Raw genomic sequence first — 20,787 nt, 5'->3', positions numbered from 1 at the left:
GTCGTCCCGCGACATGTCGCAGTCATTATGGACGGCAATGGGCGCTGGGCCGCCGAGCGCGGCGAGCCCCGCCACCATGGTCACCGCGCCGGTGCCGAGGCGGTCCGCCGTACGGTGGAGTACTGTGCCCGGGCCGGCGTTGAAGCACTGACCCTGTTCGCCTTCAGCAGCGAGAACTGGCAGCGCCCGGCCGCCGAGGTGAGCATGCTCATGTCGCTGTTCATGCGGGTGCTGGATCGTGAAGCCCAGCGCCTGCAGCGCAATGGCATCCGCCTGAACGTGGTGGGCGACCGTGACCGTCTGTCGCGGGCGCTTCAGGCGCGCTGTGAAGCCGCCGAGGCACTGACGGCCGACGAAACCCGTATGCAGCTCAATATCGCCGCCAGTTATGGCGGGCGCTGGGACATTGCCCAGGCGGCACGCCGCCTCGCTGAGGAAGTGGCCGCCGGAGAGCGCACGCCCGAGTCCATCGATGCCGATGCCCTGAGCGGGCAGACCTGCCTGAACGCGCTGCCAGCGCCGGATCTTTTCATTCGCACCGGCGGCGAGCAGCGCATCAGCAATTTCCTGCTCTGGCAGATGGCCTACACCGAGCTCTACTTCACCCCGGTGCTCTGGCCGGACTTTGACGATGACGCCCTGGGCGCTGCGTTCGACTGGTTCGCTCGCCGGGAGCGCCGGTTTGGCCGGGTCACTGCGCCCGCTGGCGACGGGGGCACTGGCGATGCTTAAGCAGCGCGTGCTGACGGCCGTCCCGCTGGCGCTGGTGGTATTGGCCATCGTCTGGTGGGCACCGGGTATCTGGACCCAGGGCGTGATGGCCGCCGCCATGGTGATGGCGGCCTGGGAGTGGGCGGATCTGGCCGGTCTGCGGGCCGGTGCCGCGCGCCTTGGCTACGCGGGGCTCGTCGCCGGACTAATCGCGGTAGCAGCCCTGCTTGACGTCCCGGCACGCGCCGGTTGGCAGGTCCCCGGGCTGATCTGGTGGCTCGGGATCGCGGTCTGGCTGCTGTCCGTGTCGCGTCGATCGGCGATCCCCCCGCTGCCCGGTTGGCTGCGGGGTGCGGCGGGGCTCATCACCCTGACCCTGGCCTGGCTGAGTGTGTCGGCCATCCACGCCCGCAGTGGCCTCGGCCCGTTGTGGCTGACGCTGTTGATGGGACTGGTCTGGGGCGCGGACATCGGTGGCTATTTTGCCGGACGGCGTTTTGGTCGGCGCAGACTCGCCGCCACCATCAGCCCGGGGAAGACCTGGGAAGGGGTGGCCGGCGGGCTGTTGCTGGCCCTGCTCGTGGCGCTCGGGGTGGAGCGGGTCAGCGCCGGGGCGGCCGGCGACATGCCCGGTCTGGCCTGGCTGCTGCCGGTCACGGTCATGGTGGTGGTGTTCTCGGTGGTGGGGGATCTGGCCGAAAGCCTGCTTAAGCGGCAGGCCGGTCGCAAGGACAGTGGCCGCCTGCTACCCGGGCATGGCGGACTGCTCGATCGCATTGATGCACTGCTTGCCGCGGCACCGGTCATGGCCGCGGCGCTGGTCAGCGTCTCATGATGGACGCGGCAGAGCCCACTGGCATCGCCCTACTCGGCGCCACCGGGTCGATCGGCGGGAGCAGCCTTGACGTCATCGCCCGCCACATGGATCGCTACCGGGTCGTGGCGTTATCTGCGCATCGGGATGTGGCCGCCATGGAGCGCCTGTGCCGACGGTTTCGCCCGGCGCTGGTGGCCATGGCGGATCCCCACGCGGCCGCCGCATTGCGCCGGCAGATCAGTGACCTGGGCGATACAGCCGTGGCTGAAGGCGCCGCGGGGCAGGCGGCGGTCGCCACCCACGCGGAGGCGCAGACCGTGATCGCCGGCATCGTCGGGGCGGCCGGGCTCGCGCCGTGTCTGGCGGCCGTAGAGGCCGGTCGGCGGGTGTTGATCGCCAACAAGGAGGCCCTCGTCGTCGCCGGCTCCCTGATCATGAACGCCGCCCGCCGCAGCGGGGCCGTGCTGCTACCCATCGACAGCGAGCACAACGGACTCTTTCAGTGCCTGCCCGCGCGCCCCGGTCAGCCGTTGTCGCTGGCCGGGGTCGAGCGCCTGGTCCTGACCGCCTCGGGCGGGCCGTTCCGCGATCGCGACCCGGCCACACTGAGTGAGGTCACCGTGGCCGAGGCCTGTGCTCATCCCAACTGGTCGATGGGTCGCAAGATTTCCGTGGACTCGGCCACGATGATGAACAAGGGCCTCGAGGTGATCGAGGCCTGCCGGTTTTTCGGCCTGCCCGCCGATCAGGTGGAGGTCGTGGTGCATCCACAGAGTTATGTCCACGCCCTGGTCCAGTATCAGGATGGATCCACGCTTGCTCAGATGGGCAATCCGGACATGCGCACCCCGATCGCCAATGCCCTGGCCTGGCCCGAACGGGTGGCGGCGGGCGTGGCGCCGCTGGACCTGGTTGGCGCCGGTCGGCTTGATTTTGCCGCGCCGGATGATCAGCGGTTTCCGTGTCTGGCCCTTGCCCGGGCGGCGCTGAAGGCGGGGCGTGGGGCCACTGCAGCGCTCAACGGCGCCAATGAGGTGGCCGTCGCGGAGTTCCTGCGGGGCGGTCTGCGATATGATCGGATCGCTGGGGTGATCGAGGAGACGCTCGCCGCCCGGCCGGCGGAACCGGATGACACCCTCGAGGCGCTGATTGGCCACGAGCAATGGGCGCGACGGCAGACCACCGAATCGCTCCAACGCGGGAGGCACCGTTGAGCTTGCTGATCAATATACTGGGGTTTGTGCTGGTCATCGGCGTGCTTGTCGCCGTCCACGAGTACGGTCACTTCTGGGTGGCCCGTCGGGTGGGCGTGCGCGTGCTGCGTTTTTCCATTGGGTTTGGCCGCCCGCTGCTGCAGCGGACCGGTGCGGATGGTACCGAGTATGTGCTCGCCGCCATCCCGCTGGGTGGCTATGTGAAAATGCTCGACGAGCGCGAGGCACCGGTGGACGAGGCCGAGCAGCATCGCGCGTACAACCGCAAACCGCTCTGGGCGCGCAACGCGGTGATCTGCGCCGGACCGGCGTTCAATTTCGCGCTGGCGATCGTGGCGTATTGGCTGGTGTTCGTGATCGGCGCCACGGAGGTACGGCCGGTGATCGGGCCGGTGGCACCGGAGTCACCCGCCGCCACCGCCGGGCTTGCCAGCGGTGACGAGTTCCTGCGTGTGGACGGCAATCGGGTCCAGGCGTGGGATGAAACGGTCATGACCCTGATCGGTGCGGCGGACGATGGGCCCTTCCCGATCGAGGTGGAACGCGCCGGTGGGGCGCGGGCCAGTCTTGATCTGGATCTGACCGGGGTGCAGCTGCTCGAGGAGCAGGGCGAGGTGCTCGAGCGCATCGGCCTGCAGCCGATGCAGCCGCGGATCGACCCGGTGATCAACGAGGTCGTGGAAGGCAGCAGTGCCGCGCGCGCCGGTCTGCAACCGGGGGACCGGATCCGCGCGCTCGACGGTGAGCCGATGGACACCTGGCGGGCGCTGGTCATGGCCATCCGCGATCGCCCCGAGCAGACCGTGTCGCTGGCTTTTGAGCGGCAGGGCGACACCCTGACGCGGACCTTCACACTGGACAGCCGCGGGTCGGGAGGCGAGCGCACCGGCGTGCTGGGTGTGACCCCGCAGGTCCCCGAGGGGACGTTCTCGAACCTGCGTCACGAGGTCCGCTACGGGCCGGTCGCCGCGGTGGGCGAGGCCGTGGGATCAAGCTGGCGCGCCGCCACCCTGACCGTCGATGTGCTGGTGAAAATGGTGATCGGCGAGGCATCGGTGAAAAACCTGAGCGGCCCGATCAATATCGCCCAGTACGCCGGCGACTCGGTTTCGCTGGGGCTGATCCCGTTTCTCAAGTTTCTTGCGATCGTCAGCATCAGTCTTGGTATCCTTAATCTGATGCCCGTACCGGTACTGGATGGCGGGCATTTGCTGTACAACACGATCGAATGGGTGCGGGGGCGTCCGCTTTCCGAAGCCGCGCAGGGTATGGGCCAGCAGATCGGCATGGTGCTGCTGTTCATGCTCATGGCCTTGGCGTTCTACAACGATCTCAACCGGATATTCGGCGCCGGGGGCTGAGTAAAGAGCGAATGATGCGATTAAGACTGGCCGCGTTTCTGCTGCTGCTGGCCGGGTTCAGCAGCGCACAGGCATTCACGATTGAAGACATCCGCATCCGCGGACTGGATCGTATCGCCGAGGGAACGGTACTCAACTACCTGCCGCTGGAGGCGGGCGACGAGCTGACCCCGGCCCGCACCTCGGATGCCGTGGAGGCCCTTTTCGACACGGGCTTTTTCGATGATGTCAGTCTGCTGCGCGACGGCGATACGCTGATCGTTGAGGTGGACGAGCGGCCGGCCATCGCCCGGATCGAGTTCATCGGCAATAGCCAGATTGACAGCGAGCGCCTGCGGGAGGGGCTCAGTGGCGCCGGCCTCGGTGAGGGGCAGAGCTTTGACCGGCCGCTGCTCGCGCGCATCGAGCGCGAGCTCGAGCAGCAGTACTTCGCGCTTGGCTACTATGACGTCGACATCGAGAGCACGGTCTCGCCGCTGCCACGCAATCGCGTCAGCCTGCGGGTGGACGTGGAGGAGGGCGAACCGGCTTCGGTCCAGGGCATCCGCTTTATCGGCAATCGGGCCTTTGATGTTGATCGCCTGCGGGGTGTCTTCGAGATGGGGCCCAAGGCCTGGTGGGCGGTGCTCTCGCAGCGCGACAAGTACTCCCGCGAGCGTCTGTCCGGTGATCTGCAGCGGCTGCGCGCGTTCTACCGCGACCGTGGCTATGCCGATTTCAGAATTGAGTCGACCCAGGTCACCATCAGCACCGACCGCGAGCGCATCAACATCACCGTCAACCTCGATGAGGGGCAGCAGTATACCGTCGGCGACATCGAGCTCGCCGGTGATCTGATCTATCCCCGCGAGACGCTGCGTGATCTGATCGCCATTGACAGTGGCGCGATCTACAACCAGCGCAACATCACCCGCAGTGTCGAGGCCATACAGGAGAAGCTCGGCGAGCGGGGCTATGCCTTCGCCCGGGTGAACCCCGTCCCGGAGCTGCGTGAAGCCGATCGGGTGGTCGATCTGACGCTGTTCGTCGACCCGGCCGAGCGCGTCTACGTCCGGCGGATCCGCATCAGCGGCAATGAATCGACCCGCGATGATGTGATCCGCGGCGAGCTGACCCAGTACGAGGGGACCTGGCTGTCGACCCGCGATCTCCGTAACTCCGAGTCGCGACTGGGTCGGCTGGGCTTTTTCAGTGATGTCAGCATCAGCACGCCGCGGGTGCCGGGTACCACCGACCAGGTGGATGTCGAGGTGGATGCCACCGAGCGTCTCTCGGGCAGCCTGCGCGCCGGTGTCGGGTTCGGGAGTGACCAGGGGCTGCTGCTCAACCTCGGGGTGCAGCAGGACAACCTGTTCGGCACGGGTGACCGGGTCGAGTTCGTCGCCAACAGTGATGACGCCGACACCGTCTATCGCCTGTCGTACCTTGAGCGTAACCACACCATGAGCGGCATCGACCGGCGGTATGCGCTGTCATTCCGGGACCGCGACGCGGACGAGGCCGATCTGGCGGATTACGGGGTCAAAACCACCCGCGCGTCCTACGGCTACCGGATCCCGGTCAGTGGTAGCGACCGGCTGGGTGCCGACGTGACCTTCGAGGACGTGGCCCTTGAATTTTCTGATCCGACCGAGTTTCAGGAGGATTTCCAGGCGCGCAACGGCAAGTCGAACCGGGCGATCCTGACCGATCTGTCCTGGACCCGGGATACCCGCAATACGGCGATCTTCCCATCCAGCGGAGCGCGTCAGCGTCTGGGTCTGGCAGTGGCCCTGCCGCAGGTATCCGACATCGAATACTATCGGTTCAGCTACGAGCAGTCCCGCTACCTCGCGCTCAACGAGCAGTTCACCCTGGTGCTGGATGGCACGCTGTCCTACGGCAACGCCTATGGCGAGGGCGAGCGTCTGCCGTTCTACGAGAACTTCTTCGCCGGCGGTATCCGCACGGTCCGCGGCTATGAGGCCAACTCACTGGGTCCCCGGGACGAAAACAACGACCCCACCGGCGGCAATCTGCGCGCCCTGGGTCGCGCCGAGATCCGCTTCCCGCTGGCCCAAGACGAGGATGGCAACAACCTGCGCTTTGCCACCTTCATCGACGCCGGGCAGGTCTGGGACCGCGAACGCGACAATCTGCGCGACAAGTCCGATATTTCCTTTTCCGGCCTGCGCTACTCCGCGGGCCTGGGACTGGTCTACTATTCACCCATCGGACCGTTCACGGTCAGTATTGCCGAGCCAATCAATGACAAGGGCAATGATGACACCCAGCGCTTTCAGTTCACGATTGGAGCCAGTTTCTGAATGTCTGTTTCCAGGACCGTGACGCTACGCCTGCGCCATGCCGTGTGTGCCCTTGTCCTGCTGGGCACGGCGACGGCGGCGCCGGCGCAGCCGGATAGCGACCTGTCGATCGGCTACGTCAACCCGGGGCGGGTCTCGGATGAGGCGCCACAGGCCGACGCCGCCCGCCAGCGGCTGCAGGAAGAGTTCGCCCCGCGGGATGAGGAGATCATCGCCCTGCAGGAGTCGCTGCGCGATCTCGAGGATCGGCTCGCCAATCAGCGCATGAACCTCGACAGCGAGGCCGAGGAGGCGTTGCGCCGCCGCATCGTCAATCAGCGCCGACAGATCCAGCGCCAGCAGGAGATTTTCCGCGAGGACTTCAACCTGCGCCGCAACGAAGCGCTGGGCGATCTGCAGCAGCGCATCCTGCGGGTGGTCGAGCGGTTCGCGGCCGAGCAGGGTTATGACCTGGTGGTCAGTGACGGCGTCGTCTTTGCCAGCGATGCGGTGAACATCACCGATCGCATCATCGAGCGGCTCGAGCGGCAGTACGAACAGCGCAATAACAATGAATAAAAGGGGAGTCACCGGTGGCCGATTCGCGGTATACGCTCGATGAGCTGGCGGCGCTGACCGGGAGCGTCTGCGAAGGGGCCGGCCAGGTGGCCATTCACGCGGTGGCGCCGCTGGAAACCGCGGGCCCGGACGAGATCAGCTTTCTGGCGAACCGTCGATATCGTGCGCAACTGGCGGACACGCGAGCCGCAGCGGTCATCCTGCCGCGTGAGGAATCCGCGCAGGGCGCCCGGTTCGCGGTGTTGCGCGCGGACAATCCCTATCTGGTCTTCGCCCGTATCGCGTGGCTGCTCAACCCGCCGCCAGCGCCCACGGCAGGCGTAGATGAGACGGCCGTGGTCGCGCCGGATGCCCGGGTCGACGAGTCCGCCAGCGTGGCGGCGCAGGCGGTGATCGAGGCCGACGCGTGGATTGGACCGGGCTGCTCGATCGGCCCGGGCAGCGTCATCGGGACCGGGGTGTCGCTGGGAGCGGGCTGCCAGATCGGCGCCAACGCGTCGGTGCTGGCGGGCAGCCGGCTCGGCGAGCGCGTCGAGGTTTTGCCCGGCGCCGTCATCGGCAGCGCCGGGTTCGGTTTTGCGGACGCCGGCGATCACTGGGAGTCGGTCCCCCAGCTTGGGCGTGTGCTGATTGGCGACGATGTCTCGATCGGTGCGAACACCACGGTGGACCGCGGCTCGCAGGGTGATACCCGGATCGGCGATGGCTGCAAGATCGACAATCTGGTGCAGATCGCGCATAACGTGCAGATTGGTGAACACACGGTGGTGGCGGCCAATGCCGGCATCTCCGGCAGCACGCGCATCGGGCGATACTGTAGGATCGCAGGCGGTGTCGGCTTTGTCGGGCATCTGGAGATCGCCGACGGCGCCACTTTTACCGGCATGAGCATGATCACCGGTAATATTCACGACGCCGGGGTGTATTCCTCGGGCGTGCCATTGATGCCCACCCGCGAATGGCGGCGCAGTGCGGTGCGGTTCCGGCAGCTTGATGACATGGCCCGCCGCCTCGAAAAACTGGAGCGATTGATGGAAACCACAAAGGATCGTGATGGGCGCTGATCAAACCGACGCCGTGGACTGCTGGATGGGGCCCGAGGCGATACGCGAGCGGCTGCCGCATCGGTACCCGTTTCTGATGGTCGACCAGGTCGTCGATTACACCCCGGGCGAGTCCATCAGCGCGCTCCGCAACGTCAGCGCCAGCGAGCCCTGGGTGCCGGGGCATTTTCCCGAAAAGACCATCATGCCCGGCGTGCTGTTGGTCGAATCGATGGCCCAGGCCTGCGGACTGCTGGCGTACGTCACCCGCGAGGCCGAGCCCGACGTCGAGATGCCGGCGACGCCGCCCCTTTTCTATCTGGTGGGTGTGGATGAGGCGCGCTTCAAGCAGCCGGCCTGCCCCGGGGATCAGCTTGCGATCAGCGCCCGGCTTGACCGGGTGGTCCGGGGTATCTGGCTTTTCAAGGCCCGCATCGAGGTCAACGGCCGGTTGGTCACAAGCGCGGGGATCCGTTGCACGATGGGGGCGTCGTGAGCGACATCCATCCCACCGCCATCGTCGACCCGAGTGCCGAGATTGCCGCGGGCAGCGGGATCGGGCCCTATGCCGTGATCGGCCCCCAGGTGGTGATCGAGGCCGATTGCCAGATCGGCTCACACGCGGTCGTCAACGGCCCGACCCGGATCGGCAGCGGCACCCGCATCTTCCAGTTCGCCTCGGTGGGTGAGCAGCCCCAGGATAAAAAGTTCGAGGGCGAGACCAGCCGCCTGGAGATCGGGCGCAACAATACGATCCGCGAGTTCGTCACCATCAACCGTGGCACTCAGGACGGCGGTGGCGTGACCAGCATCGGCGATGGCAACTGGATCATGGCCTATGTGCATATCGCCCATGACTGTCAGGTGGGACAGGGGGTGGTCTTCGCCAACGGCGCCTCTCTGGCCGGTCACGTCAGCGTGGGGGACCGGGCGACCCTGGGTGGGTTTACCCTGGTGCATCAATTCTGTCGCCTCGGCGAGGGATGTTTCACCTCCATGGGCAGCTGTGTACGGCGCGACGTGCCGCCCTGGGTGATGGTGGCCGGCGACCCAGCGACGCCGCATGGCACCAACAGCGAGGGGATGCGGCGGCGCGGTTTTGACAGCGATGGGCAACGCCGGCTGCGATCGGCCTACCGCACCCTCTACAAGCGCGGCCTGCGGCTGCAGGAGGCCATCGAGGCGATCGAGGCGGACGCCACCGACGACCCGGCGCTGCAACGGTTCGTGGCATTCCTGCAGGCCTCGCCCCGCGGCATCGTGCGCTGAGCGGAGCGCGATCGTGCGAATCGCGCTGGTTGCCGGCGAGCCGTCTGGCGATTTCCTGGGCGCCGGACTGATCCGCGCCCTGGCGCGCCGTTATCCCGATGCCCGGTTTGAAGGTGTTGGCGGTCCTGACATGCAGGCGGCCGGCCTTGTCAGCCACCACCCCCTCGAAGCGCTTTCGGTGATGGGCATCGTCGAGGTGCTGGGGCATCTGCCACGACTCCTCGCCATCCGTCGTGACCTGCGGCGGCGCTGGCGGGCCGATCCACCGGATCTTTTCATCGGCATTGACGCCCCCGATTTCAATCTGGGCCTGGAGCGCTCGCTGCGCCGGGCCGGGGTCCCGACGGTCCACTACGTCAGTCCCACGGTCTGGGCCTGGCGCAGTGGCCGGCTGCGCGCGATCCGTCAGGCCGTGGATCGCATGCTCTGCATCTTCCCCTTCGAGGCCGATTATCTGCAGGCGCAGGGCGTGGACGCCCGGTTCGTCGGCCATCCCCTGGCGGACGCCATCGATCCGGCCGGCACGGCGGACGCCGCACGCGAATCACTGGGCGTGGCTGCCGACGAGACCCTGATTGCGCTGCTGCCCGGCAGCCGCGGCAGCGAGATCAAGGCGCTGTTACCAGTTTTCCTCGATGTGGCGGCGCGGCTTGCGGAGGCAGCACCGCAGCGGCGCTTTGTGATCCCGGCCGCCACGCCCGCGCTACAGGCCCGCATTGAAGCGGCGCTTGACGGCATCACGCCGCTAATGCCCATCGAGGTGGTGGCCGGTCAGGCGCGTACGGTGCTGGCCGCGGCCGATGCCGGTCTGATCGCCTCGGGGACGGCAACCCTCGAAGCCATGTTGCTGCACTGCCCAGCGGTCATGGCGTATCGGGTCAACTGGCTGACTGCTGTGCTGATTCGGCGCAGTCTGCGCATCAGCCACTTTGCCATGCCCAACCTGATGGCCGGCGAGGCGTTGATGCCGGAATTCGTCCAGGACCAGGCCACGGCCGAGAATCTGGCCACGGCGCTTACCCGCCTGCTCGACTCCCCCGTGCAACGCGAAGCGATGGCCCGCCGGTTCGCCGCCCTGCATCGCGAACTGCGCCAGGACGCCGGCGAGCGCGCCGCCGATGCGGTGGGCGAGCTCCTGGACGGGTCGCCGGGGCCGGTCTGATGGAGTCGGTGGAAGCCGGCATTGCCGGGGTCGATGAAGTCGGGCGCGGGCCGCTGGCGGGTCCGGTGGTGGCCGCGGCGGTCATCCTCGACCCCGCCGACGACTGGACGGATCTGCGCGACTCGAAGCGCCTCTCGGCGCGGCGGCGTGAGGGTCTGGATGCGCGTATCCGCGCCTCGGCCGTGGCCTGGGAGATTGCCGTCGCCAGCGCGGGCGAGATCGATGCGCTGAACATCCGCGGCGCAAGCCTGCTTGCCATGCAACGCGTGGTCGAGGCGTTGACACCGACACCGGTGGCGGTGCGGGTGGACGGGCGCGACTGCCCGAGCGTCGCGCCCCCGGTGACCGCCCTCGTGGGCGGTGACGATCGGGTGCCGGCCATTGCCGCGGCGTCGATCATCGCCAAGGTCTATCGTGACCGCCTCGCGCTGGATCTGCATGCCCGCTATCCCGACTATGGATTCGACCGGCATCGCGGTTATCCGACCGCGCTGCACCGCGAGCGGCTCGCCCGCCATGGGCCCTGTGCCGAGCATCGCCGCAGCTTCAGACCGGTCCGCGCGGCATTGGCCCGCTATCTTCCGCCAGCCTCCGGGCGGTAATATAACCCCCTCAAGTTGGCGATCCGGTTGACCTCATGCCCCCAGGCTTTGTCCATCTCCACCTGCACACGGAATTCTCCCTGATCGACGGGACCGTGCGCGTGAAACCGCTGGTGGAAGCAGCGGCGCGACAGGGCATGCCCGCCGTCGCCATCACCGATCAGGGCAACCTGTTCGGCATGGTCAAGTTCTACAGCGCCGCGGTGGCCGCCGGCGTCAAGCCGCTGATTGGCGCGGATCTGCGCATCGCCGCCGGTGACCGCGACGATCACCACACGCTGACATTTCTGTGCATGAACGACGCCGGCTACGCCAACCTGACCCGGTTGATCACCGCGAGCTATCTGCAGGGACAGGGTCAGGGGCTGCCGCTGGTCGACCGCCAGTGGCTGGATGACTGGAACGAGGGGCTGATCGTGCTCTCCGGGGCGGCCCGCGGCGATGTCGGCGAGGCCCTGGTGGCCGGCAACGGCGACCTGGCCCGGCGCCGGCTCGCGTTCTGGCAGGAGCGGTTCGGCGATCGTTACTACCTTGAACTGCAGCGTACCGGGCGTCCGGGGGACGATGCCCACGTCCATGCGGCGGTCGCTCTGGCCGGCGAGTGCGCGGTGCCGGTGGTGGCCACCAACGACGTGCGCTTTCTCGAGCCCTCCGACTTCGAAGCCCACGAGGCCCGGGTCTGCATCCATGAAGGCCGGGTGCTGCATGATGACAACCGGCCGCGGCGCTACAGCGAATCACAGCACCTGCGCAGTCCTGAGGAAATGGCCGAACGCTTCGCCGACCTGCCCGAGGCGCTGGAGAACACCCTGGCGATCGCGCGGCGCTGCAACCTCTCGCTGACGCTGGACCAGAACGTGCTACCGGATTTCCCGGTGCCCACCGACCAGACCATTGATGATTACCTCCGGGCCGAGGCGCGCGCGGGGCTGGATCAGCGCATCCAGCGGCTGGGCACGCCGGGGGGCAGCGAGGCCGAGTACCGCGAGCGGCTCGAGCACGAGCTTGGCGTGATCATTGAGATGGGGTTCCCCGGGTATTTCCTGATCGTCGCCGACTTCATCCGCTGGGCGAAATCACAGTCCATCCCGGTGGGGCCGGGACGGGGTTCCGGCGCCGGCTCGCTGGTCGCCTACGCGCTGGATATCACCGACCTGGATCCGCTGCGCTATGACCTGCTGTTCGAGCGCTTTCTCAACCCCGAGCGGGTGTCCATGCCCGATTTTGATGTCGACTTCTGCATGGAAAAGCGCGACCGGGTCATCGATTACGTGGCCGAGCGGTACGGCCGCGAGAAGGTCTCGCAGATCGCCACCCACGGCACCATGGCCGCACGGGCCGTGGTCCGTGACGTCGGCCGGGTGCTGGGGCATGCCTATGGCTATGTCGATCGCATCGCCAAGCTGATCCCGTTTGAAGTGGGGATGACGCTGGACAAGGCGATGGCCCAGGAAGCGGATCTGCGTAAGCTGGGCGAACAGGACGAGGACGTCCGCTTTCTGCTTGATCTGGCCCAGCGCCTCGAGGGCCTGTCACGCAATGTCGGCAAGCACGCCGGCGGGGTGGTGATCGCGCCCAGCGATCTGACCGATTTCTCGCCGCTGTTCTGTGAGCCGGGGGGTGGCGGGCTCGCCACCCAGCTGGACAAGGATGACGTCGAGGCGGTGGGCCTGGTGAAGTTCGACTTCCTGGGCCTGCGCACGCTCACCATCATCGACTGGACGGTGCGCGCGGTGAACGCGCTGCGCGCCGATCAGGGCGAGACGCCACTGGATATCGAGACCATCCCGCTGGATGACGGCCCCACCTTCGAGCGGCTCAAGGACTGCCAGACCACCGCTGTGTTCCAGCTCGAGTCGCGGGGCATGAAGGATCTCATCCGGCGTCTGCGCCCGGACAGTTTCGAAGACATCATCGCGCTGGTGGCGCTGTTCAGGCCGGGGCCGCTGCAATCGGGCATGGTCGAGGACTTCATCGACCGCAAGCACGGTCGCAAGCCGGTCGCCTATCCCACGCCCGAACTGCATCACGCCGCGCTGAAACCGATCCTCGAGCCCACCTACGGAGTGATCCTCTATCAGGAGCAGGTCATGCAGATCGCCCAGGCCGTGGGCGGTTACAGCCTGGGTCAGGCCGATCTGCTGCGGCGCGCGATGGGCAAGAAAAAACCCGCCGAAATGGCGAAACAGCGGACCCTCTTTCTGGCCGGTGCGAAGGAGCAGGGCCTGCCCGACGCACAGGCCGAGGGCCTGTTCGATCTGATGGAGAAGTTCGCCGGCTACGGCTTCAATAAGTCCCACTCGGCGGCGTATGCGCTCCTGTCGTATCAGACGGCGTGGCTGAAGGCGCATTACCCGGCCGCGTTCATGGCGGCGGTGCTGTCATCCGACATGGATAACACCGACAAGGTCGTGACCCTGATCGACGAATGTCGGGCGATGTCGCTGGAGGTGGCACCGCCGGACATCAACCGCTCGGACTGGATGTTCCAGGCCCCGGATCACGGTGGCATCGTCTACGGCCTGGGCGCCGTCAAGGGCGTCGGGCAAGCCGCTGTCGAGGCGATCATCGAGGCCCGCTGGGACGGTGGCGCCTTCGCCGATCTGCACGACCTGTGCCGGCGCATTGACCTGCGCCGCGTCAACCGCCGGGTGCTCGAGGCCCTGATCCGCTCCGGCAGCCTGGATACCCTCAGTCCGAACCGCGCCTCGGCGATGGCGACGCTGCCGGCGGCACTGCAGGCGGCGGAGCAGCAGAGCCGTAATGCCGAGCTGGGACAGGATGATCTGTTTGGTCTGGGCGCGCCGGCCGAATCCGCGGCCGGGCCGCACCACGAGGCCAGCGCCGTGCATTGTGCCGAATGGGCCGAGCGCGAGCGGCTGGCGGCGGAGAAGGAGACCCTGGGCCTGTATCTGACCGGCCACCCCATCGAAGAGCACGAGGCCGAGCTCTCGGGATTCATCAGTTGCCGGCTCAACCAGGCCTCGACGGGGCTCGATCGCAACAGCGCCCGCGGCAAGGGCGAGGCCCGGGTGGTGGTCGCCGGTCTGGTGGTCGCGGCGCGCAGCCGGGTCACCCAGAGTGGCCGGCGGCTGGGCTTTGTCACCCTCGATGACCGGACCGCGCGGCTCGAGGTGATCCTGTTTGGCGATGTTTATCAGCGCCACCGGCATCTGCTGGAAAAGGACCAGCTCATCGTGGTGGAGGGTGATCTGGGCTATGACGAATTCAGTGATGGGTATCGCGTGTCGGCCGAGCGGGTCTACGACCTCGCCGGCGCGCGGCTTCAGTTTGCCCGTCGGCTGGTGCTGCGCGTGGCCGCGGGTGAGGCGGGCAACGGCTTTGTACCGGCCCTCGCCGAAGCACTCTCGCCTTACCAGTCAGGCGGCTGTCCGGTGTGCATCGACTACGAGGGGGAGGGCGCCCTGGCCCGACTGCGGCTGGGTGATGAATGGCGGGTGCGGCCCGAGCCCGAGCTGATCACCCGGCTGACACGCCTGCTGGCGGCGGATCGGGTGGCCGTCGACTACCGCCGCTAGGGGCATGATAGACTTCGCGGCACCACAGGTAGGGGAGTGCAGCATTGGGGTCGAGTAATCTGAATTTCCTGGAGTTCGAGCGGCCCATCGCCGAACTTGAGGCCAAGATTGAAGAGCTGCACTACGTCAACGACGACGCCGAGATCAATATCAGCGACGAGCTCACGCGCCTGCGGGCCAAGAGCCGGCAGCTGACCGAGCAGATCTTCCGCAACCTCAGCGCCTGGCAGGTCTCGCAGCTGGCGCGGCATCCCTACCGCCCCTACGCGCTGGATTACATCGAGGCCATTTTCACCGACTTTGAAGAGCTGCACGGGGATCGGGCCTTTGCCGACGATGCGGCGATCGTGGGTGGCCTGGCGCGCCTCGATGGTGAGCCGGTGATGGTGATCGGCGAGCAGAAGGGCCGCGACACCCGCGAGAAGATCGCCCGCAATTTCGGCATGCCACGCCCCGAGGGCTATCGCAAGGCGAAGCGACTGATGGAGATGGCCGAGCGCTTTTCACTGCCGGTCTTCACGTTCATCGATACACCCGGGGCCTATCCCGGCGTCGATGCCGAAAAACGCGGTCAGAGCGAGGCCATCGCCCATAACCTGTTCGTGATGTCGGGGCTACGCACGCCGGTGATCTGTACGGTCATCGGCGAGGGGGGATCCGGTGGCGCTCTGGCGATTGGGGTCGGTGACCGGCTGCTGATGCTGCAATACAGCACCTATTCGGTGATTTCGCCGGAGGGCTGCGCATCGATCCTCTGGAAAAGCGCCGAGAAGTCGGCCGATGCCGCCGAGGCGATGGGGATCACGGCGACGCGCCTCGCCGAGCTGGGCCTCAATGACGAGGTCATCGAAGAGCCCTTGGGCGGTGCCCACCGCGACTGGCAGGAGACTTCGCGGCGGCTGGGGGATGCCCTGCGCCGGCACTGGGCGGCCCTGTCGAGGCTGGATGTCGATCAGCTGTGTGCGGCGCGCTATGACCGTCTGATGGCGCTGGGTGAGTTCAAGCAGTAACCGCACAATGTCGGCGGCGGTCGACGTCGCGCGGCTCGAGGCGGCGCTGCCGGCCCGCTGCCCGGAGCTGGTGGTGGCCTTCAGCGGCGGGCTCGATTCCACCGTTCTGCTGCACCTTGCCGCCCAGGGCCAACGACCCGTGCGCGCCGTGCATGTCCACCATGGCCTGCAGCCGGCCGCCGACGATTGGGCGGCGCATTGCCGCGCGACCGCCCTGGGCCTGGGTGTGGGCTTCGAGCAGCTCAATGTCCGCCCTGATCACCGTGATGAGGGCCAGGAGGGCGGCGCGCGCGATGCCCGTTACCGCGCACTGGCGGCCGGGCTTGATCACCACGAAGCGGTACTCACGGCCCACCATGCCGATGACCAGCTCGAGACGCTGCTCTACCGGTTCCTGCGCGGCACCGGGCCGGATGGCCTGGCGGGGATCGCGCCGCTGCGACCGTTGGGGCGGGGCTGGCTGGTCCGCCCGCTGCTCGACGTCTCCCGTGTTCAGCTCGCCGCCTATGCCGCCCGGCATGCCCTGGATTGGGTGGAAGATCCCAGCAATGCCTCGCTGGATATCGATCGCAATTACCTGCGCCACCGCGTGATCCCGGTGATGAAGGCGCGCTGGCCGGGGGCTGCGGCGGCGGCCGGCCGCCTGGCGGATCATGCCCGCGGGCAGCGCGCGGTCATCGCAGAGTGGCTGGGCGAGGGGCGTGGGCCGCTGTCCCTGGCGGACTGGCGGGCCCGGACCGGTCCGGTCCGGCGTCTGATGCTGCGCGAGTGGATCCGCGCCGGTGGCCAGCCACTCCCCGGGCAGAAACGCCTGGAGGCCGGCATACGCGCGCTTACCGATGCCGCTGCCGACCGCGGACCGGTGCTGGCATGGCCCGGGGGGCAGGTCCGGCGTCACGGCGGGTGGTTGTATCGATTGCCCGCCGCACTGCCGGCCATTCCGCCGTCACAGCGCCTGCCGACCGGGGCCCGTGAAGCCGGCTGGGGCGACCTGGGTGTGGCGGCGGGGCTGCCCCCGGCCGGGCCTCTGTGGCTGCGCGGACTCTACCCCGGCGAGCGGCTGGCGCTGGCCGGGCGGCCCACCAAGCCCGCCCGCGAGGTGCTCCGCGAACACGGCGTGGTGCCCTGGTGGCGGGATCGACTGCCGGTGCTCGTGGATGAGCACGACACCTGTCTGGCGGTGGCGGGTCTTGGGCCGACCCGCGAGGGCCAGGCGCGCTGGCCGGCGGGCGGGGTCCAGAGCTTTTGCTGGCGGCCTCATGACGCGGCGGCCGGGGCTGACTGGGCATGGCTGACGGCCACCGGCCAGATTGTGCCAGACGGGTCGTTCTGCTAAGTTCCATAGCCATTCCGGGGGGGGCAGCCGGCTCACCCATTCCGCCACCAGACCGACGGTATAATGACGCGATTCATCTTTATCACCGGCGGTGTCGTGTCCTCATTGGGCAAGGGCATCGCCGCCGCCTCCCTGGGCAGCATCCTGCAGGCACGCGGCCTCAGCGTGACCATGGTCAAGCTTGACCCCTACATCAACGTCGATCCGGGCACCATGAGTCCGTTCCAGCACGGCGAGGTCTTCGTCACCGACGACGGCGCCGAAACGGACCTGGATCTGGGCCACTACGAGCGGTTCGTGCGCATGCGCGCCGCCCAGGCCAACAATCACACCACCGGGCGGATCTACGAGAGCGTGATCCGTAAGGAGCGCCGCGGCGACTATCTGGGCGGCACCGTCCAGGTCATCCCGCATATCACCGACGAGATCAAACGCTGCATTGAAGACGGCGCCGGTGAGTCGGACATCGCCCTGATCGAGATTGGCGGGACGGTGGGCGATATCGAATCGCTGCCGTTTCTCGAGGCGATCCGGCAGATGGGCACCGAGCTTGGCCGTGAGCGCTGCCTGTTCATTCACCTCACGCTGCTGCCCTGGATCGGGGCGGCGGGCGAGATGAAGACCAAGCCGACCCAGCACTCGGTCAAGGAACTGCGCAGTATCGGGATCCAGCCCGACATCCTCGTGTGTCGCGCGTCCATGCCGATACCCGCCGAAGAGCGCCGCAAGATTGCGCTGTTCACCAATGTCGAGCCGCGTGCGGTGATCTCGGCACTGGACGTCGACAACATCTACAAAGTCCCGGCGATGCTCCACGAGCAGCATCTCGATGGCATCGTCGCGGAAAAACTCGGCCTTACACTGCCGCCGGCCACGCTCAACGACTGGGCGCATGTGGTCGAGGCCATGGAGTCGCCGGTCGGCGAGGTGACCGTGGCCATGGTCGGCAAATACGTGGATCTGGCGGATGCGTATATGTCGCTGAATGAGGCGCTGCGTCACGCCGGTATCCAGCAGCGCCAGAAAGTGCATATCCGCTACGTCGACTCGGAGGCCATCGAGCGTGAAGGCACGTCGCTGCTCAATGACGTGGATGCGATCCTTGTGCCCGGCGGCTTCGGCGAGCGCGGCATTGAGGGCAAGATCGCCGCGGCGGGTTATGCCCGCGAGGCGGAGGTGCCGTTTCTGGGCATCTGTCTGGGGCTGCAGGTGGCCGTGATCGAATTCGCCCGCCATGTGGCCGGGCTTGAAGGGGCGCACAGCACCGAGTTCGTCACCCACCCACGACACCCGGTGATCGCGCTGATCACCGAGTGGATGAACGCCGAAGGCCTGCGCGAGTACCGCGACAGCGACTCGGATCTGGGCGGGACCATGCGGCTGGGGGCTCAGGCCTCGACGCTGGTCCGCGGGACGCGGTTCCACCGGGTCTATGGCAAGGATGTGATCCGCGAGCGGCATCGCCACCGGTATGAGTTCAACAACGGCTATGCCGAGCGCCTGACGGACGCGGGGCTGGTGATCGCCGGCTGGTCGGGGGATGGCCATCTGGTCGAGGCGGTGGAGCTGCCGGATCATCCCTGGTTCCTGGCCTGCCAGTTCCATCCGGAGTTCACCTCGACGCCGCGCGATGGCCACCCGCTGTTCGCCGATTTCATTGACGCCGCCACCGCCCAGCGCGATGCGCGCGCGGACCAGGCCTCGTGACCCTCCGGGTGCAGGGCCAGCCACTGGGGCTTGACCACCCGCTCTGCCTGATTGCGGGCCCCTGCGTGGTTGAATCGCGGGCACAGACGCTCGCCATCGCCGAGCAGCTCGTGGCGATGACCGCCGAGCGCGGCATCCCGTTGATCTTCAAGGCCTCGTACGACAAGGCCAACCGTTCGTCGGCGTCCAGTTATCGCGGGCTCGGGCGCGCCGCCGGGCTGGAGACCCTCGCCGCCGTGCGCGAGCGCTTCAATGTGCCGGTCCTCACCGATGTGCACGAGGCCACGCCGCTGGATGAGGTGGCCTCGGTGGTGGACTGGCTGCAGACCCCCGCCTTTCTGTGCCGCCAGACCGACTTCATTCAGTCGGTGGCGGCCTGTGGGCTGCCGGTCAATCTCAAAAAGGGTCAGTTCCTGGCGCCCTGGGATATGGCCAATGTGGTCGACAAGGCCCGCGAGACCGGTAACACACAGATCACGGTGTGCGAGCGCGGCGTGAGCTTTGGCTACAATAATCTGGTCGCGGATATGCGCTCGCTGGCGGTCATGCGTGCCATCGGCGCCCCGGTGATTTTCGATGCCACCCACTCGGTGCAACTGCCGGGCGGCCAGGGCAGTGCCTCCGGTGGGCAGCGTGAGCATGTCCCGGTGCTCGCCCGTGCCGCCGTGGCGGCTGGCGTCAGCGGTCTTTTCATGGAAACCCACCCCGATCCGGCCAATGCCCTGTCGGATGGCCCCAACAGCTGGCCATTGCAACGGCTGCCGGCACTCCTCGATGCGCTCACAGCGCTGGATGCCGTCACCCGACAGCACGGATTTGCCGAAAACGAACTGTAAAAGGAGCCGATTCATGCCCACCATCACCCGCATCCACGCCCGCGAGATCCTCGACTCGCGCGGCAATCCAACCCTCGAGGCCGAGGCCACCCTCAGCGATGGCAGCCTGGGCCGCGCAGCGGTGCCGTCGGGCGCCTCCACCGGGGCGCGTGAGGCCGTGGAGCTGCGCGATGGGGACAAGACGCGTTATCTGGGCAAAGGCGTGACCCGGGCAGTGGCCAACGTCAACGGCGAGATCAACGACGCCCTGAATGGCATGACCGCCGAGGATCAGCGTGGCATTGACGAGCGCCTCATTGCCCTCGACGGCACGGACAACAAGGGCCGGTTGGGCGCCAATGCGCTGCTCGGCGCCTCGCTGGCGGTGGCTCAGGCGGCGGCGCGGTCGGCGGGCCAGTCGCTGTTCGCCTATCTGGCTCCGGCCGAGGAATACACCCTGCCCGTGCCCATGATGAATATCCTCAACGGCGGCGCGCATGCCAGTAACAGCGTCGACATCCAGGAATTCATGGTGATGCCGATCGGCTTTGATCGCTTCAGTGACGCGCTGCGCTGCGGCACCGAGATTTTCCACGCCCTCAAGAAAGTGCTCGGCGGGCGGGGACTGTCAACGGCGGTGGGCGATGAGGGCGGCTTCGCCCCGGACCTGCCTTCGAACGAAGCGGCCATCGAAGTCATCCTCGAGGCGGTGAAAGCCGCCGGCTATACCCCGGGCGAGCAGGTCTGGCTGGCGCTGGACGCCGCCAGCTCCGAGTTCTGTGAGAACGGCGAATACTATCTGGCCTCCGAAGACCGGCGCTTTGATGCCGATGGCTTCGCCGCCGTGCTCGCCGACTGGGTGGCGCGTTATCCGATCATCTCGATCGAGGACGGTATGGGCGAGGATGACTGGGACGGCTGGGCCACCCTCACGCGCCAGATCAGCGAGGGCGTCCAGTTGGTGGGCGACGATCTGTTCGTGACCAATACGCGCATCTTCCAGAGTGGCATTGATCAGGGCATCGCCAACTCGATCCTCATCAAGTTCAATCAGATCGGTACGCTGACTGAGACGCTGGATGCGATCAGTATGGCCGATGGCGCCGGGTACTCGGCGGTGGTTTCCCATCGCTCGGGCGAGACCGAGGATACGATCATCGCCGATCTGGCCGTCGCCAGCACCGCCACGCAGATCAAGACCGGCTCCCTGTGCCGCTCGGACCGCGTTGCCAAATACAATCAGCTGCTGCGGATTGAAGAGGCGCTGGGTGAGCGGGCCCGTTACGCGGGTCGCTCGGCATTCCCCAACCTGCGTCGCATGGGCGCCTGAGTCCGAC

General features: G+C 67.3%; 17 protein-coding genes. All 17 read left to right on the top strand.

Annotated elements, in window-relative coordinates; genetic code table 11:
• The first annotated feature begins 27 nt into the window (after positions 1-27).
• The 17 genes from uppS to eno all read left to right on the top strand — a co-directional run bounded on the left by uppS (position 28) and on the right by eno (position 20,780).
• Positions 28-732 carry a polyprenyl diphosphate synthase gene (gene uppS, locus BBH56_RS04340; RefSeq protein WP_318262620.1) on the top strand — a complete coding sequence of 235 codons (705 nt, stop codon included), beginning with the start codon at positions 28-30 and terminating at the stop codon, positions 730-732.
• The gene (locus BBH56_RS04335; protein WP_318262619.1) at positions 683-1,546 is read left to right on the top strand and encodes a phosphatidate cytidylyltransferase; all 864 of its coding nucleotides are present in this window, start codon (positions 683-685) and stop codon (positions 1,544-1,546) included. Before uppS ends, BBH56_RS04335 begins: the two co-directional genes overlap by 50 nt.
• Positions 1,543-2,742 (top strand): 1-deoxy-D-xylulose-5-phosphate reductoisomerase, encoded by a 1,200-nt coding sequence (locus tag BBH56_RS04330; protein WP_318262618.1) that lies wholly within the window; start codon positions 1,543-1,545, stop codon positions 2,740-2,742. The genes BBH56_RS04335 and BBH56_RS04330 overlap by 4 nt, the downstream gene beginning before the upstream one ends.
• A gap of 2 nt (positions 2,743-2,744) precedes the next feature.
• Positions 2,745-4,103 carry an RIP metalloprotease RseP gene (gene rseP, locus BBH56_RS04325; protein ID WP_318262616.1) on the top strand — a complete coding sequence of 453 codons (1,359 nt, stop codon included), beginning with the start codon at positions 2,745-2,747 and terminating at the stop codon, positions 4,101-4,103.
• Between the two features lie 11 nt (positions 4,104-4,114).
• Positions 4,115-6,409, top strand: coding sequence for an outer membrane protein assembly factor BamA (bamA, locus tag BBH56_RS04320; protein ID WP_148122062.1), 2,295 nt, complete (start codon positions 4,115-4,117; stop codon positions 6,407-6,409).
• Positions 6,410-6,967 (top strand): OmpH family outer membrane protein, encoded by a 558-nt coding sequence (locus tag BBH56_RS04315; protein ID WP_110882763.1) that lies wholly within the window; start codon positions 6,410-6,412, stop codon positions 6,965-6,967.
• Positions 6,968-6,981: 14 nt separating this feature from the next.
• On the top strand, positions 6,982-8,031 hold the full coding sequence (gene lpxD / locus BBH56_RS04310; protein WP_148122061.1) for a UDP-3-O-(3-hydroxymyristoyl)glucosamine N-acyltransferase: 1,050 nt from the start codon (positions 6,982-6,984) through the stop codon (positions 8,029-8,031).
• On the top strand, positions 8,021-8,506 hold the full coding sequence (gene fabZ, locus BBH56_RS04305; protein WP_235013356.1) for a 3-hydroxyacyl-ACP dehydratase FabZ: 486 nt from the start codon (positions 8,021-8,023) through the stop codon (positions 8,504-8,506). The genes lpxD and fabZ overlap by 11 nt, the downstream gene beginning before the upstream one ends.
• The gene (gene lpxA, locus BBH56_RS04300; protein ID WP_110882894.1) at positions 8,503-9,279 is read left to right on the top strand and encodes an acyl-ACP--UDP-N-acetylglucosamine O-acyltransferase; all 777 of its coding nucleotides are present in this window, start codon (positions 8,503-8,505) and stop codon (positions 9,277-9,279) included. The genes fabZ and lpxA overlap by 4 nt, the downstream gene beginning before the upstream one ends.
• Before the next feature lie 13 nt (positions 9,280-9,292).
• A complete protein-coding gene (gene lpxB, locus BBH56_RS04295; RefSeq protein ID WP_148122060.1) occupies positions 9,293-10,441 on the top strand; it encodes a lipid-A-disaccharide synthase in 1,149 nt (382 codons plus the stop codon).
• Positions 10,441-11,043: a ribonuclease HII gene (locus BBH56_RS04290; protein ID WP_148122059.1), complete on the top strand. Its 603-nt coding sequence runs from the start codon at positions 10,441-10,443 to the stop codon at positions 11,041-11,043. The genes lpxB and BBH56_RS04290 overlap by 1 nt, the downstream gene beginning before the upstream one ends.
• Before the next feature lie 35 nt (positions 11,044-11,078).
• A complete protein-coding gene (dnaE, locus tag BBH56_RS04285) occupies positions 11,079-14,582 on the top strand; it encodes a DNA polymerase III subunit alpha (RefSeq protein WP_148122058.1) in 3,504 nt (1,167 codons plus the stop codon).
• A 44-nt stretch (positions 14,583-14,626) separates the two neighbouring features.
• Positions 14,627-15,592, top strand: a complete 966-nt coding sequence (locus BBH56_RS04280; RefSeq protein WP_148122057.1) for an acetyl-CoA carboxylase carboxyltransferase subunit alpha — start codon at positions 14,627-14,629, stop codon at positions 15,590-15,592.
• A gap of 7 nt (positions 15,593-15,599) precedes the next feature.
• Positions 15,600-16,928, top strand: coding sequence for a tRNA lysidine(34) synthetase TilS (tilS, locus tag BBH56_RS04275; protein ID WP_148122056.1), 1,329 nt, complete (start codon positions 15,600-15,602; stop codon positions 16,926-16,928).
• 63 nt (positions 16,929-16,991) lie between these two features.
• Positions 16,992-18,635, top strand: a complete 1,644-nt coding sequence (locus BBH56_RS04270) for a CTP synthase (RefSeq protein WP_148122055.1) — start codon at positions 16,992-16,994, stop codon at positions 18,633-18,635.
• The gene (gene kdsA / locus BBH56_RS04265; RefSeq protein WP_148122054.1) at positions 18,632-19,471 is read left to right on the top strand and encodes a 3-deoxy-8-phosphooctulonate synthase; all 840 of its coding nucleotides are present in this window, start codon (positions 18,632-18,634) and stop codon (positions 19,469-19,471) included. Before BBH56_RS04270 ends, kdsA begins: the two co-directional genes overlap by 4 nt.
• A gap of 13 nt (positions 19,472-19,484) precedes the next feature.
• A complete protein-coding gene (eno, locus tag BBH56_RS04260) occupies positions 19,485-20,780 on the top strand; it encodes a phosphopyruvate hydratase (RefSeq protein ID WP_148122053.1) in 1,296 nt (431 codons plus the stop codon).
• Positions 20,781-20,787: the final 7 nt, after the last annotated feature.

Source organism: Spiribacter roseus, from assembly GCF_002813635.1.
Taxonomy (GTDB): domain Bacteria; phylum Pseudomonadota; class Gammaproteobacteria; order Nitrococcales; family Nitrococcaceae; genus Spiribacter; species Spiribacter roseus.
Note: the sequence above shows the minus strand (reverse complement) of the source record. Positions and strands in the feature narration are given on the sequence as shown.